Here is a 14,308-nt window from a genome sequence, read left to right as displayed (position 1 = left end):
AGAGAAATTTTAGTGTGTTTTTTGTAAAAAGTCAAGTAAAATGATGCCGTTATTCATTGAGAGCCAAAAAATTGGCTTTGTCCTCATTAGCAATGAGAACCGATTCAATATTATTAATAAGCCAAAACATAATTGAAATACAAGCTATAAAGTCTTCTATAGGCTAATTTAGCGCCCATGAAAGAATAGTAATTCGTGTTGATGGTGGGGATTTTCACGCCTAATTCAACGCCATGGTGAATCCCTTGAAGCCTTAAACCGGTATTGAATAAGAATTGGAAATTGGTGTTGTTGATTTTGGCGCTGTAGGCGCTATTGGTGATTTTTAAATTCGCAGATTGGTTGTTAAGCCATGTTGTGCCTGCTAGAGCGATGCCTCCAAAAATGCCAAAAGAGACTTTGCGGTTTTTATCGGATCCGCCATTGATGAAATTCAATAAAAGATCACTGCCTGCGCCATAGGTGAAAACATTGGAAGCGGAGTTAAAAAAGTTGGATTTGATATAGGCATGGTTGTAATCAAAAAAGGCATAATAACGGATCCCAAAAAATTTATTTTTCCCAAAGAATTGCTTATAGCCTAATTGCACGCCCACGCCATTCATCGCCCCGTTATTGCTTTGAGAATTAATTAATCCCACGCTTCTAAAGGGGTTATGGCCAAACTCTTTGGTGGTAGTTTGGAATTGGGAATATTGGGTTTCGTTGAGGGAATAACTATAGCTAGATCGGCTCACCAAACTGTGAAACCCTTTAGAATCGGGCGTTTTTTGAAGGGTGTTATAGATGGTTGCTAAATTGTCCCCTTTGAGGTAAGAGATAGTGTCATCAATAACGCTTGAGACTTGATTAAGGTTTTTAGTGAAATCAGCGTTGGTAAACGCGCTTGGTTGGTTTGGACCTTCTGGGGCAGCTCTTCGGGCTTCTGCGGCGGCTTTTTTAGCGCTATCAATCATGCTAGTAATAGCGCTAAAGGTGCTGCCAAAATATTGCATGCGTTCCCGCTTGCATTAATGCCCCATGGTTTGCCATTGCCTCCGTCTATTCCTGGGCATTGAGTTTGAAGGGTATTAATAATGGTGCTAGCTTGAGTTAAAAGCTGGTCATAGTCATTTCCAATCGTGAGATCATTGTTTTTATTTTCTAGGGTATTTTGGAGCAATTGAGAAATCGCATTGATTTCGTTGTATTTATTAGTGGGTAGCGAGTTATTGGCTAAATTAGAGGCTATCACTTGCCACATGCCCACCGCAGAGCTGAGCGCTGAGGACACGGCTTGATTGGCGGTATTAGGGGTCGTTTTCAATCTACTAGCGCTCTCTTTTAGATTGTCAATCGCTTGAGCGGTACTTGAATTGGTGTTAGAGGCCGTTTGTTTGAGTTCGTTATAGCGGGTTAAAAGATTGTTCAAATTTTCGTAAGCGTTGGAGACTTTTTGGATTTCGCCGGTGTTTTTCACTTGTTGAACCGCTTCGCCGATTTGATAGCCTACGCTCATAAAAACGCCGTCATTTTCAGCAAGGAGCGATGACGCCATAAGAGGAAGTAAAATCGTTTTTTTCATAAAATGTTCCTTAAAGTAATGTTTTATTTGTAAAATCGTATCAAATTGAAACTTTATTTACAATGCGTTTAAATTGTGCCATAAATTTATTGAATTTTTAATAAAATTGAGCAAAAATTAAGAAATTTTGCTTTTTTTTGGATTTTTAAAAAGGTTTTTGATAGTGAAAAATGCCTTGAGTATTTTTGAATTTCACCGCTTAAGGGGATTGGGGCTAAAAATTTTCAAAGCGTTTTGCAAATCTTCTTTGGTGTCAATGCCTATGCTTTCACTTTGAACGATTTTCACTAGAATCTTTTTTTGGTAATACAAAGCCCTTAATTGCTCTAATTTTTCTGTATCCTCTAAAACGCAAGGTTTTAAAGCGCATAATTCTTCTAAGATTTCTTTATTGTGGAAGCCATAGATACCGATATGCCCTAAAAGGGGGGTTTGGCGTTTTGCATCAAAATCTCGTAAAAAAGGGATAAGGGAGCGCGAAAAATACAAGGCGTTATTTTGATTGTCTAAAACCACCTTGACTAAATTGGGGCTTTTGGCTTGCTCTTCATCAATGACTTTAGCGCAAGTCGCCATGAAAGGGGCGTTTTGGGTGGCTTCTAATAAGGCTAAAATGACTTCTTTTTCCAAAAAAGGCTCATCGCCTTGCAAGTTTAAAACCCTTTCATCGTTTTTTAACCCTAAAATTCGCGCCGCTTCCAAACAGCGTTCCGTGCCGCTATTGTGGTGTTTGGAGGTTAGCACCGCTTTAATGTGGAATTTTTGGCATGTTTGCATGATGCTTTCATCATCGCAAGCGACTACGCATTCATCTACTAGATTCGCATTTTTAGCGCAACGCACTACCATAGGCAGGCCAAAAATGTCTTCTAGCACTTTATTCTCAAAACGACTGGATTTTAATCTAGCAGGAATGATAATCATCTTTAAACCTTTTTAAGCCTTATGAAAATAGGGGATTTTTATGGTATTATACCCATTAAAAGCTTATTCCTTTTATTGTAGGGGTTTTAGGCTATTGAATCTTAGGAGTTTTTAATGATATTAAGAGCGAGTGTGTTGAGCGCGTTACTTCTTGTAGGCTTAGGGGCAGCCCCTAAACATTCAGTTTCAGCTAATGACAAACGGATGCAGGATAATTTGGTGAGCGTGATTGAAAAACAAACCAATAAAAAGGTGCGTATTTTAGAAATCAAACCTTTAAAATCCAGCCAGGATTTAAAAATGGTCGTCATTGAAGATCCGGACACTAAATACAATATCCCGCTTGTAGTGAGTAAGGATGGTAATTTAGTCATAGGGCTTAGCAACATATTCTTTAGCAATAAAAGCGAAGATGTGCAATTAGTTGCAGAAACCAATCAAAAAATCCAAGCCCTTAACGCCACCCAGCAAAATAGCGCGAAATTGAACGCTATTTTTAATGAAATACCGGCTGATTATGCGATAGAGTTGCCTTCCACTAACGCTGAAAATAAGGATAAAATCCTTTACATTGTTTCTGATCCCATGTGCCCGCATTGCCAAAAAGAGCTCACTAAACTCAGGGATCACTTGAAAGAAAACACCGTGAGAATGGTTGTAGTGGGGTGGCTTGGGGTCAATTCGGCTAAGAAAGCGGCTTTGATCCAAGAAGAAATGGCGAAAGCTAGGGCTAGGGGAGCGAGCGTGGAAGATAAGATCTCTATTCTTGAAAAGATTTATTCCACCCAATACGATATTAACGCTCAAAAAGAGCCTGAAGATTTACGCACTAAAGTGGAAAATGTTACTAAAAAGATTTTTGAATCTGGCGTGATTAAGGGCGTGCCTTTCTTATACCATTATAAGGCATGATATAAGGCTACTCTCATGAAAAAACCCTACAGAAAGATTTCTGATTATGCGATCGTGGGTGGTTTGAGCGCGTTAGTGATGGTGAGCATTGTGGGGTGTAAGAGCAATGCCGATGACAAATCCAAAGAGCAAAGCTCTTTGAGCCAAAGCGTTCAAAAAGGCGCGTTTGTGATTTTAGAAGAACAAAAGGATAAATCTTACAAGGTTGTTGAAGAATACCCTAGCTCAAGAACCCACATCATAGTGCGCGATTTGCAAGGCAATGAACGAGTGCTAAGCAACGAAGAGATTCAAAAGCTCATCAAAGAAGAAGAAGCCAAAATTGATAACGGCACGAGCAAGCTTATCCAGCCTAATAATGGGGGTGGGAGTAATGAAAGCTCAGGCTTTGGCTTGGGGAGCGCGATTTTAGGGAGCGCAGCGGGGGCGATTTTAGGGAGTTATATTGGCAATAAGCTTTTCAATAACCCTAATTACCAGCAAAACGCCCAACGGACTTATAAATCCCCACAAGCTTACCAACGCTCTCAAAATTCCTTTTCTAAAAGTGCGCCTAGCGCTTCAAGCATGGGCGGTGCGAGTAAGGGACAGAGCGGGTTTTTTGGCTCTAGTAGGCCTACTAGCTCGCCGGCGGTAAGCTCTGGGACAAGGGGCTTTAACTCATAATTTAATCTATTTAAGGCTAAAAAATGCAAGTGATTCCTTTAAAACCTTTAGACAATAAGACCTTAGAAGAAATCGGCTTAGATTGGCACACTAATGACGACATGTCATCTTATATCGCTGATGAAATGGTGGTTGTTTCTCAAAAAGAAGCGGACGCTTATTATGACGCTTGTAATGAGCTTTATGACATGTTTGTAGAGACGGCTGAAGAGGCCATTCAAAACGATCGCTTTTTTGAATTGGATATTCCTAACGCGCTCATTCCTATGATCAAACAGAGTTTTGAAGAAGAAGTGCATTGGCATATTTACGGGCGTTTTGATTTAGCCGGGGGGCTTGATGGCAAGCCCATTAAATTACTGGAATTTAACGCTGATACCCCCACCATGCTTTATGAAACCGCAGTGATTCAATGGGCGTTACTCAAAGCGAATGGCTATGATGAAAACAAACAATTCAATAACCTTTATGAAGCGCTTGGCGAGAATTTTAAACGCATGGTAACTTTAGGCGAAGACACGAGCCGTTTTGAGGAAATGTATGAGGGGTGGAAAATCCTTTTTTCAAGCGTTAGGGGGAATATTGAAGAAGAGCGCACCATGCGTTTTTTGCAAGACGCTGCTCAGAGCGTGGGGTTTGAAACGGATTTTTCTTACATTGATGAGGTGGAGTTTAATGTAGAAGAGGGCGTGTTTAAAAACGGCTTGAATTATGAGTTTTTATTCAAGTTAATCCCATGGGAAAACATCGCTATTGATGAGCCAGAATTAGCCCTTTTGATGCAAGGCATGATGGAAAATAAAAACACGATTTTTTTAAACCCGGCTTATACGATCCTTTTCCAATCCAAGCGTTTTTTAAAGCTTCTATGGGACAGATACCCCAAACACCCCTTATTGTTAGAAACGAGCTATGAACCTTTAACTAATAAAAAGCAAATCAAAAAAGTGGCTTTTGGTAGGGAAGGGGCGAATAGTGAAATCTTTGAAGCCTCCATGCAATCGCTTTTGAAAACGGACGGCGTTTATTCTAACCACAAACCCATTTATCAAGAATTTTACGAGCTCAATTCGTATAACGGGTTGTATTATCAGCCTAATGTGTTTTTTGCTTATGAATCTTGCGCGTTAGGGTTTAGAAAAGGGGGGTTGATCTTGGATAATTTTTCTAAATTCGTGAGCCACAGGTTGCAATAATGACGGCAATGATGCGTTATTTTCACATCTATGCGACCACTTTTTTCTTCCCTTTGGCGCTTCTTTTTGCGGTTAGCGGGCTTTCATTGCTCTTTGGGGTGCGCCAAGACACTGGTGCTACTATCAAAGAGTGGGTTTTAGAAAAATCCTTAAAAAAAGAAGAACGATTGGATTTTTTAAAAGACTTTATAAAAGAAAACCATATCGCTATGCCTAAAAAGATAGAGCCTAGAGAGCATAGGGGAGCACTAGTTATTGGCACGCCTTTGTATGAAATCAACCTTGAAACTAAAGGCGATCAAACCAAAATCAAAACCATTGAAAGGGGCTTTTTAGGCACGCTCATCATGCTGCATAAGGCTAAGGTGGGCGTTGTGTTTAAGGCGCTTTTGGGGATTTTTTGCGTGTTTTTATTGTTGTTTTATGTGAGCGCATTTTTAATGGTGGCTTTTAAGGACACTAAACGCATGTTTATAAGCGTTTTGATAGGGAGTGTGGTGTTCTTTGGAGCGATCTATTGGTCTTTGTAGGGCTTAAAATATTAGCTCTGTTTTGGATATTGGTCATGAAATCTAAAAAATACCTTTTGGGTGTTTTGACAACCAAAATAAAAAAGCTTTCGTAAGCGAGCGATTTTCTCATAACGCGCTCTTAGGGGGTTAGGGGGATTTTAAAAAAGGGGGTTGTAGGGGAATGATTTCAAAAAACCCCTTATCCTTTTATGAGTTTTAAAAGTCCTATTTTTTAAAAAATTAAAGAATAACTAAACCAACACAAAAAACCCCTAAAACTCTATCTTTAAACTAAAAGCGTTTTTACCTGTCTCATCTGACAACAATTTTTAAAAGAACGCTTGAAATTTAACTATTTTTCGTTATTTTTATCAAGTCTTTTTATAGCACATGCATACCGCTCTGTTATCGTGTGATTCGTGTTTGTAGCGTGCTTATAATAGCAACACGCAAAGCCATAAATTAAAACCATTGAAAAACACAACCAAACGCATATCTATCCATAGCGCAAAAACACGCTAAAACATTTTTATAGGACTTTTAAACCTAAAACCCACTTCAAGCTAACCTAACAAAAATTTACACCATAAAAATACACTACAAATACAACCAAACAACCGCAAAAAACATTCAAAAAGTTTTCTTTTTGAAAATAGACAAATCCCTAAAAACACTAAAGATTAAAAAATTAATAGGGTGGGTTTCTGCTTTAGCTCTTAAAACAGAGCCAAATCTTTGAAAAGTTTTGAGTCAAACACGATGATAAATAATTTAGGGGGTTGGTTAAATTTTCAATACCCCCTGAGTTTAGTGAGGTTTTCGCATGCCTGTTTCATGCCTAATTTACAGCCCTTGTCATAAACCATTATGGCGTTTTCTTTATCTTTCATGTTGTAATACATGCCCGCTAGAGCGAAGCAACCCACTTCATCGCCCATATCGCAACCCCTTTCATAATTATCAAGGGCTTTCCTCAAGTCTTTTGGAACAGCGTCCCCTTGGGAATACATAAAGCCCATCCTAGAGCAACTCACCGCACTCCCCATATCGCATGCTTGTTTGAAATAATTAAAAGCCTCTTGGGGATCTTTTTTGACATACCTGCCTAACATATACATAGAGCCTAAACTCGCGCAACCACCAGAATTGTTTAATCTGCAAGCTTTTTGCAAGTAATCAAACGCCACTTCAAAATCTTCATCAAGCCCTGCATCGCCGTTTTCAAACAAACTCCCTAACGCGCGGCAAGCCTGCCCATCGTCCAATCGGCACGCTTTCAAATAATAGATGACGGCTTTATGGTTGCTTTGTTTGACTTCTAAAAAGCCTTTTTCATAAGCCACGCCCAAAACATAACACCCCTTAGCCATATCAAAATTACAGCTTTTTTGGTAGTAGGTAACCGCTTGATCGGCATTGCCTTTGATTTTTCGGTCATAAATAATGCCTAAATTGTAGCAACTCTCAGGGTGTTTTAAAACGCACGCCTTAGCGTAAGCGTCAATGGCTTCTTGATAATTTTGAGTCGTGCCTAACCCCTCATCATAAAGCCCCCCTAAACCAAAACACCCTTCCCTATCATCAGCCTGGCATGCGGTTTTATAATATTCTAGGGCTTTTTTATAATCTATTCTAGTGCCTTGCCCGTTTTCATAAATGATTCCTAATTGCGTGCAACCTTCACTCACCCCATCGTTGCATGCTTTTTTAAAATAAGATGTAGCTTTAGAATAATTCCCGCTTTTATAGGCTCTTTCAGCAACCCCCAAAAAACTATTGTCTTGTTTCCCCCATAAATGGGCATTCAAGCTCCAAAAAAATAACCCACAAACTAATATTTTTAAAATTTTGATATTCATCTTTACCTTCTTTTATAATTTTAATCCTTGAGAGCACTCAATCAGACTTTTTTAAATAACAAAAAAACAAAAATACAACGCCTTATTTTAACATAAATCAAGCGCTTTGATTAAGGCTTAGGAGAATCCTTATGTTCTTCTTTATGCCCTAAAGAGGTGATGTAAAGGTAAATCGCTTGGATTTCTTCTAAATTCAAGTTGTATTTAGGCATCATGCCTTTGCCTAAACTCAAGGCGTCTTTAAAGGTTTTAAAATCCAAATGGTTGATTTTAGGGGCGTAGAGGATTTTTTTTTCGCCTTTTTCATAATAAAAAGTGATTTCTTGTTTTTCACCCTTGATGCCATGGCATTTCGCGCACGCAACACCCCTAGGGTTTTTATAAAGAGCCAGCCCGTATTCAAAATCAGAGATGAAATCCGCTTCTTTAGCGTTCAAGCTTAACAAACTCAAACCTAACGCAATCAACAAACGCATTAAAACAACTGCGCCTTTTCTAAAATCTCTTTCGCCCCGCTTTGTAAAAATTCTTCTAAAAGATCTTGAACTAAATCAAACGCCTTAGTTTTATCCCCTTGCTTTTCTTTAGTGATGACTTCTTTCCCGTTAGGCAAGCCTAAAACCGCCTGGATTTTAACCCTATCGCCCATTAAACTCGCATGCACGCCTATAGGGATCTGACACCCCCCATTAAGCCCCTTGATAAACGCCCTTTCTAAATGGCAGCAAAACGCGCTTTTCTCGTCATTAAGTTTTTGGAGCGTGGCAAAATGCTTGTGGTTTTTGAGCATTTCTACCCCTAAAGCCCCCTGACCCATGCTAGGAATCATTTCTTCTACGCTAAAAGCCTTGCGGTATTTCGCTCCTTGAATGTTTAAGCGGCACAACCCGGCTTCAGCTAAAATGATAGCGTCAAATTCTCCGCATTCAAGCTTTTTCAAACGGGTTTGGACATTCCCCCTTAAGCTTTCTGTGTCTAGATCCTGGCGTTTCAGTTTGAGCTGCATGGAGCGCCTTAAAGAAGTCGTGCCAACCTTGGCTCCTTTAGGCAAGCTCATCAAATCAGGGAATTTCACGCTCAAAAAAGTGTCCCTCACATCAGCCCTTTTGGTGATGCATGCCAAGTCTAACCCCTTTTCAAACACAACCGGCACATCTTTTAAAGAATGCACCGCCAAATCAATTGCGCCTTTTAAAAGCAATTCTTCCAATTCCTTAGTGAATAGCCCCTTACCGCCAATCTTATTTAAAGGCGCGTCTAAAATCTTATCGCCTGTGGTTTTAACGATTTGAATCTCGCTTTCCATAGAGCATTCTTTTTTCAAGCGTTCTTTAATGTGATTCGCTTGCCATAAGGCCAATTCGCTCCCCCTAGAGCCAATCACTAATTTTCCCACTCAATCCCCCTTATTCGCTCGCTAACATTTCTAAAATTTTTTCTTCTAATTCGGTGTCTTTAAGCGTTTGTTTTTCTAAATTAGCGCGTTTGATGCATTCAAATTCTTTATTCTCTAAAGTTTGCTTCCCAACAATCAGCGCCAATCGTTCCCCAATCAATTCAAAATCCCTCATCTTTGCCCCAAAACGCGCGTCTCTGTCATCTAACAACGCATCAACGCCCTTTTGGAGCAGCCTTTCATACACTTCAAAAGCGAGTTTTTTTTGCGCTTCATCTTTCAGGTTAGAAACCACGATCACCACATCAAAAGGAGCGGTATTTTTCGTCCACACACAGCCTAGATCATCGCTTTTTTGCTCTAAAATTGCGCTGAGCAATCGGCTAATGCCTATCCCATAGCACCCCATTTCAAAAAATTGCTCCTTGCCATTCTTATCCAAGAAACTAGCTTTCAAGCTTTTAGCATAGCCTTGCCCGAGTTTGAAAATATGCCCCACCTCCAAACTCTTATGGTATTTCAACGCTCCTTGACAATTAGGGCAACGATCGCTCTCTTTAACCTGAACAATATCCGCATAAACAAGATTCTCAAACCCTTTTAAATCCACGCCCACCGCATGAAAATCCTTTTCATTAGCCCCAACGATCAAGCAATCGCCCTCTTTTAAATCTTCATCAAAAATGATATAAGAAACATGCTTTTTCAAGCCATAAGGCCCTATAAAACCCGCTATTAACCCTGCGTGGTTTAAATCTTCTTCATTGGCCTCTCTTAATTCTAAAGCGTTCGCTCCTATAATGTTCAAAGCGTTTAGGGCTTTAGTCTCTTCTAAATTGTCATCGCCCCTAACAAAAAGCACGCTAGGGTTTCTTTATCTTTATGGATCACTTTTCTAACAAGCGCTTTTAAGACAAAATAAGGCTCTGTTTTAAAAAACTCCGCCACGCTTTGTGCGCTGGTGGTATTAGGGGTAGGGAATTTCGCTAATTGCGCTTTGGGGACATTTAAAGGCTCAGGCCTTTTAGAGCGTTTAGCGATTTCAATGTTGGCGGCGTAATCGCAATTTTGACACACCACGATCGTGTCTTCCCCGCATTCTGTTAAAACGACAAATTCCCTGCTTTTACTCCCTCCAATCGCCCCGCTATCCGCTTCCACAATGCGAAAATCCAAACCCAAGTCGCTTAAAATCTCTTTATAAGCGTTTTGCGTGTTTAAAAATTCCTTATCCAAGCTTTCAGCGTCTTCATGAAAGCTATAACCATCTTTCATGATAAATTCCCTCGCTCTCACTAACCCAAATCGTGGGCGGATTTCATCACGGAATTTCGTGTGAATTTGATAGAGATGCACGGGTAATTGCTTGTAGCTTTTAATGAAATTAGCGGCAATTTCGGTGATATTTTCTTCTAAAGTGGGGCTTAAAACAAAATCATTGTCTTTTCGGTCTTTAAAAACCAATAATTCCTTGCCGTATTTATCCAAACGGCCTGATTTTTCCCACAAACTCGCCAAAACCACAAAACTCATTAAAATATTTTGCGCCCCATGCTCTTGCATGCGTTTGTGCGTGATGTTTTCTATTTTGTCTAGCACTTTTTTAGCTAAAGGCAAAAAATTATAAATCCCGCTGCCTACTTGATAAATGTATCCTGCTTGAGCTAGGTGCTTATGGCTTTTTAACACGGCATCTTTAGGGGGTTCTTTGAGAGTGGGGGCAAAGAGTTTTGAAAATAGCATGCATTATTCCTCGTAATATTCGCATTTATAGAGATTCAAATTCTGGGCATGGTTAGCGTTAGATTTGTCTAAATTAAACAAGTTTTTAATCGCGCCCACAAGCACATCGGATTCTTCTTTTTGAGCGTTCTTTTTTAAAGCGATAGTAGGGTGGTGTAAAAAAGTGTTGAAAGCGTTGTGCAAGATCTTTTCAATATTGCTTTCGTATTCTTTAGGCACATAGCGTTTTTTAAGCGCTTTTTGCAATTCCTTTTGGGCTGAAATCCTAGCCAATTCCCTTAAATCCTTAATCACAGGCTCTACTTCTAAACTTTGGATCCATTGGTAAAACTCCATTGTGGCAAGCCCTACAATCTCATAAGCTTTCGTTCGGCTTTCTTGCCTGTTTCCCACATTTTCTTTCACCATAGGCTCTAAATCATCCACGCTGTATAAGAAATATTATCCAATACCGGCTTTTCAATATTCCGTGGCACGCTCAAATCAAACCAAAAACGCCTGAAAATCGTTTCTTTTAACATGGAATTTCGCACGATAAAGTTCGGCGAAGAAGTGGCGCAAAAAAGCAGTTCGTATTCATTGATATGGGTTTTTAAATTTTCTATATTTTGAAAGCTCACTTTTTTAGGCTCTTCTAATCCTTTGACAAAATCTTCAAATTTAGCCGCATTACGCCCTAAGATAAGTGCTTCAAATTGCTTGTTTAAAAGGTGTTTGATGACCAATTGAGCCATTTCGCCAAGCCCTATCACAAGGGCTTTTTTATCCTTAATCTCTTCTTTTTCAAAAATATTAAGCGCTTCTTTGACCGCCACTGAAGAGATGGAGACCCCTTGCTTGGAAATGCCGGTTAGATTGCGCACTTTAGCGGCACATTTGAAAGCAAAATGGAGCAATCGGGTTAAATCTTTGGAGCAAAATTTCTCTTCAAAAGCGAATTTATAGGCGTTTTTCATCTGCCCTGTGATTTGAGTTTCCCCAACCACCAAGCTATCCAAACTGCTGCACACGCTAAAGACATGATGGACCGCGCTTTCATCAGTATTGATTAAAACGCATTTTTCTAAATCAGACACGCTCATTTTTTTATTTTGAGCCAGGATTTTTAATAACGTGCTTTTTTGTTCATTAGCGTGAGTGCCATGCTTTAGGCTCGCATAGATTTCAAAGCGATTGCATGTGGATAGCACCATGCACTCTTTGATATTAGGGCAATGGTTTTTAATGGTTTGTAAAAATTCTTTAAGCGTTGTGCTCGAATTGATAGCGAGTTTTTCGCGCATTTCCAAGCTCATGCTTTTATGCGTAAAGGCTAGGGTGAAATATTTTGACAAATGAGTTTCTAACTCCATTAAAAAGTCCTATAAATGACATCTTGCGCTAGTTTTTCTAAAATCAAATTGTTTTCCCCTTTAATGGCTTCAAGGGCCTTTTTAGAATAAACTTGAGCGATCTTAAGGGTTTCTTCTATGATAGCATATTGCTTGAATTTTTCCTTAGTCCATTCTATGATTTCATGACTATCTTGTTTGAAATAGGAAATTAAAAGCCCTTGCTCGCTCTTATTGAGTTTTTCATATAAAAGCAAGTAGGGTAAAGTGGTCTTGCCTTCTTTAAAATCGCTAAAATTGGGCTTGCCTAGAGTTTTGGCGTCTTGAGTGATGTCTAACAAATCATCAATGATTTGAAACGCCATGCCAAAATTTAATCCAAAATCCGCATACATTTTGGCGTTTTTATCCAAAAGAATCGCCATGCTCTTTAAGCTCGCTTCCATGAAATGAGCGGTCTTGTCTTCTAAAATACGCCAGTATTTTTGTTTGTCGCTATTAAAACTTTCCCCCACAAACACGTCTTCAATCTCGCCCCTAGAGAGCCTTAAAACCGCATTAGAGAGGATTTGAGCGATTGCTTCGCCCATTTTAGAGAGTTCAAAAAAGGCTTTAGAATAAAACACATCCCCAAGCATCACGGCGTTAAAATTCCCAAAAAGAGCGTTAATACTAGGGAGCTTTCGGCGCATGGTCGCCTTATCAATCACATCATCATGCAATAAAGAAGCGGTCTGTATCATTTCTACAATCGCGCACAAATTGAAGGCTTTATCCAATAAAATAGCGTCTGTTTTTTCGTCTAATAAAGCGAGCATGAGTTTGGAGCGCAACATTTTTGAAGGACCGATCTTAGAAAACAATGCATCGATAAAGCCGCTTTCTATTTCTTTGATCCAAGAAGCGATTTTGTTTTGAATGGCTTGAAGTTGTTTTTCTTGCATGCAAATTCCTTAAGGCTCTTTAGGGGAAAAAACAAGGGGCATAAGGGCTAAAAATCTTAAAGTGGCTTTATCTTCTTTAAAATCTTTAAACACAAGCGACAGAGTGCTGTTAGAAGAAAATTTTTCTTCAAAAACTTTAAGGTTATAGGTGTTTCTCGCATGATCGGTGTATAAAATAAACTGGTAAGGGAAATGGTTAAAACGCATGTTGATGACTAAACCTTTATTTGCATATAGCGTCCAATAGAGCGTGATTTCTTTGGTTTGTTCGTTAGAAGTGTCTTTGATGATCGCTTTAAAGACTTCATCTTTTTTTAATTCTAGCGTTTTATCTATCCCATAATCAAGCCCAAACGCTTCTAAAAAAAAGAGGAATATCAAGCCATAGCGGATAAGCTCATTCATTCCCGCTAAGAATATTCGCCATGGATTGGATCACAATGTCTGTTTTCCTGCTCTCTATTTTTTGCTGCAACTCTTCATCCATTCTTAAAGCTTTAGCGAAAGATTCAAACTTTTCTTCCAAGTCTTCTTTTTCTATAAAAGTTTCCAAAAGAGCCAAAAGCTCTAAAAGCCTTTCTAGCTCTTTTTTAGAAAGCTTTCTGCTCGCATGAAAAATAATGTCATTCCACTTGTCTAAGGGGTTTCCCTCAAAAATTTCAAGCTCGCTGTAATCTCTCATGCTGGGCTTCTTTTTGATAGCTTAAGCCAAATGGGCTTCTAGCATCCAAATGGATTTTTGCAACTTGGCCAATTGATCGTCCGCATAAGTTACGGTTACTTTATCGCCTTCTTTTTCAGCGGTGTTAGAAAGCTCTTTAAATTCTTTTTCTAGGTGTTTGTAATCGCCTAGAATTTCTTTAAAGATGTCTTTAGAGTGGAAGCTCGTTTTAGTTTCTTCTTTAACACGAGTGAGTTTGAGTGCTTCAGATAAAGTGACTAAGGGGTGGTGTCCTAATTGAGCGATCCTTTCAGCGAGATCATCAAACATGTCCGCAAACTCTTCATAAATTTCTTCAGTGGCTTTATGCACATTGAAAAAATCGGTGCCTTTCACATTCCAATGGAAGTTATGCACTTTCATAAATAACACGATCGCATCCGCTTGCAAATGTTTTAAAATTTCAAATGTTTTCATCAAAAGTCCTTTTTTTTATAAAATGTTTTTAGGCTTTTATTTTCATAAAAACCTTGATCGCTATCCTACACCAAAAGAGTTAATGAAAAATTGTTTTGATCTTATTTTTGTCAAATATTGATA

Annotated in this window: 12 protein-coding genes and 4 pseudogenes; 4 read left to right on the top strand and 12 right to left on the bottom strand. The window is 39.1% G+C overall.

The window, feature by feature from the left end; translation table 11 throughout:
* Positions 1-113: 113 nt before the first annotated feature.
* Both D2C78_07830 and kdsB read right to left on the bottom strand, forming a co-directional pair.
* Positions 114-1,564 (bottom strand): annotated as a pseudogene (locus D2C78_07830) (outer membrane protein).
* Positions 1,565-1,756: 192 nt separating this feature from the next.
* The gene (kdsB, locus tag D2C78_07825; protein ID QEF35749.1) at positions 1,757-2,488 is read right to left on the bottom strand and encodes a 3-deoxy-manno-octulosonate cytidylyltransferase; all 732 of its coding nucleotides are present in this window, start codon (positions 2,486-2,488) and stop codon (positions 1,757-1,759) included.
* 114 nt (positions 2,489-2,602) lie between these two features.
* Here kdsB and D2C78_07820 point away from each other — a divergent pair, with 114 nt between their 5' ends.
* Genes D2C78_07820 through D2C78_07805 form a run of 4 tightly spaced genes read left to right on the top strand, consistent with a single transcriptional unit; the run spans position 2,603 to position 5,792 of the window.
* Positions 2,603-3,400 carry a DsbA family protein gene (locus tag D2C78_07820; protein QEF35748.1) on the top strand — a complete coding sequence of 266 codons (798 nt, stop codon included), beginning with the start codon at positions 2,603-2,605 and terminating at the stop codon, positions 3,398-3,400.
* Between the two features lie 15 nt (positions 3,401-3,415).
* Positions 3,416-4,066, top strand: a complete 651-nt coding sequence (locus D2C78_07815; protein QEF35747.1) for a hypothetical protein — start codon at positions 3,416-3,418, stop codon at positions 4,064-4,066.
* Positions 4,067-4,089: 23 nt separating this feature from the next.
* Positions 4,090-5,262: a glutathionylspermidine synthase preATP-grasp family protein gene (locus D2C78_07810; protein QEF35746.1), complete on the top strand. Its 1,173-nt coding sequence runs from the start codon at positions 4,090-4,092 to the stop codon at positions 5,260-5,262.
* Positions 5,262-5,792: a hypothetical protein gene (locus D2C78_07805; protein QEF35745.1), complete on the top strand. Its 531-nt coding sequence runs from the start codon at positions 5,262-5,264 to the stop codon at positions 5,790-5,792. The genes D2C78_07810 and D2C78_07805 overlap by 1 nt, the downstream gene beginning before the upstream one ends.
* A gap of 773 nt (positions 5,793-6,565) precedes the next feature.
* On the opposite strand, the gene hcpE is transcribed toward D2C78_07805, so the two are convergent.
* The 10 genes and pseudogenes from hcpE to D2C78_07755 all read right to left on the bottom strand — a co-directional run bounded on the left by hcpE (position 6,566) and on the right by D2C78_07755 (position 14,185).
* On the bottom strand, positions 6,566-7,633 hold the full coding sequence (hcpE, locus tag D2C78_07800) for a Sel1-like repeat protein HcpE (protein QEF35744.1): 1,068 nt from the start codon (positions 7,631-7,633) through the stop codon (positions 6,566-6,568).
* Positions 7,548-7,727, bottom strand: a pseudogene (locus D2C78_07795) (hypothetical protein). Before D2C78_07795 ends, hcpE begins: the two are co-directional and overlap by 86 nt.
* 16 nt (positions 7,728-7,743) lie before the next feature.
* Positions 7,744-8,109, bottom strand: a complete 366-nt coding sequence (locus D2C78_07790; GenBank protein ID QEF35743.1) for a cytochrome c — start codon at positions 8,107-8,109, stop codon at positions 7,744-7,746.
* Positions 8,109-9,029: a hydroxymethylbilane synthase gene (gene hemC / locus D2C78_07785; protein QEF35742.1), complete on the bottom strand. Its 921-nt coding sequence runs from the start codon at positions 9,027-9,029 to the stop codon at positions 8,109-8,111. Before hemC ends, D2C78_07790 begins: the two co-directional genes overlap by 1 nt.
* A gap of 10 nt (positions 9,030-9,039) precedes the next feature.
* Positions 9,040-10,772: pseudogene (gene proS / locus D2C78_07780) on the bottom strand (proline--tRNA ligase).
* Between the two features lie 3 nt (positions 10,773-10,775).
* Positions 10,776-12,124, bottom strand: a pseudogene (locus D2C78_07775) (glutamyl-tRNA reductase).
* On the bottom strand, positions 12,124-13,047 hold the full coding sequence (locus D2C78_07770) for a polyprenyl synthetase family protein (GenBank protein QEF35741.1): 924 nt from the start codon (positions 13,045-13,047) through the stop codon (positions 12,124-12,126). The pseudogene D2C78_07775 and the gene D2C78_07770 overlap by 1 nt, the downstream one beginning before the upstream one ends.
* Positions 13,048-13,056: 9 nt before the next feature.
* On the bottom strand, positions 13,057-13,452 hold the full coding sequence (locus D2C78_07765; protein ID QEF35740.1) for a hypothetical protein: 396 nt from the start codon (positions 13,450-13,452) through the stop codon (positions 13,057-13,059).
* Positions 13,445-13,729 carry a DUF2018 family protein gene (locus D2C78_07760; GenBank protein QEF35739.1) on the bottom strand — a complete coding sequence of 95 codons (285 nt, stop codon included), beginning with the start codon at positions 13,727-13,729 and terminating at the stop codon, positions 13,445-13,447. Before D2C78_07760 ends, D2C78_07765 begins: the two co-directional genes overlap by 8 nt.
* Before the next feature lie 21 nt (positions 13,730-13,750).
* Positions 13,751-14,185 carry a DNA starvation/stationary phase protection protein gene (locus D2C78_07755; GenBank protein ID QEF35738.1) on the bottom strand — a complete coding sequence of 145 codons (435 nt, stop codon included), beginning with the start codon at positions 14,183-14,185 and terminating at the stop codon, positions 13,751-13,753.
* Positions 14,186-14,308: the final 123 nt, after the last annotated feature.

This window comes from Helicobacter pylori, from assembly GCA_008032935.1.
GTDB classification, from domain to species: Bacteria; Campylobacterota; Campylobacteria; order Campylobacterales; family Helicobacteraceae; genus Helicobacter; species Helicobacter pylori_CX.
This window is presented reverse-complemented; position numbering and strand designations above follow the sequence as displayed.

Excerpts from the sequence above, each read along its gene's own strand:
- kdsB (QEF35749.1), bottom strand. The coding sequence starts at position 2,488 with ATGATTATCATTCCTGCTAGATTAAAATCCAGTCGTTTTGAGAATAAA.
- D2C78_07820 (QEF35748.1), top strand. The coding sequence starts at position 2,603 with ATGATATTAAGAGCGAGTGTGTTGAGCGCGTTACTTCTTGTAGGCTTA.
- D2C78_07815 (QEF35747.1), top strand. The coding sequence starts at position 3,416 with ATGAAAAAACCCTACAGAAAGATTTCTGATTATGCGATCGTGGGTGGT.
- D2C78_07810 (QEF35746.1), top strand. The coding sequence starts at position 4,090 with ATGCAAGTGATTCCTTTAAAACCTTTAGACAATAAGACCTTAGAAGAA.
- D2C78_07805 (QEF35745.1), top strand. The coding sequence starts at position 5,262 with ATGACGGCAATGATGCGTTATTTTCACATCTATGCGACCACTTTTTTC.
- hcpE (QEF35744.1), bottom strand. The coding sequence starts at position 7,633 with ATGAATATCAAAATTTTAAAAATATTAGTTTGTGGGTTATTTTTTTGG.
- D2C78_07790 (QEF35743.1), bottom strand. The coding sequence starts at position 8,109 with ATGCGTTTGTTGATTGCGTTAGGTTTGAGTTTGTTAAGCTTGAACGCT.
- D2C78_07770 (QEF35741.1), bottom strand. The coding sequence starts at position 13,047 with ATGCAAGAAAAACAACTTCAAGCCATTCAAAACAAAATCGCTTCTTGG.
- D2C78_07765 (QEF35740.1), bottom strand. The coding sequence starts at position 13,452 with ATGAATGAGCTTATCCGCTATGGCTTGATATTCCTCTTTTTTTTAGAA.
- D2C78_07760 (QEF35739.1), bottom strand. The coding sequence starts at position 13,729 with ATGAGAGATTACAGCGAGCTTGAAATTTTTGAGGGAAACCCCTTAGAC.
- D2C78_07755 (QEF35738.1), bottom strand. The coding sequence starts at position 14,185 with ATGAAAACATTTGAAATTTTAAAACATTTGCAAGCGGATGCGATCGTG.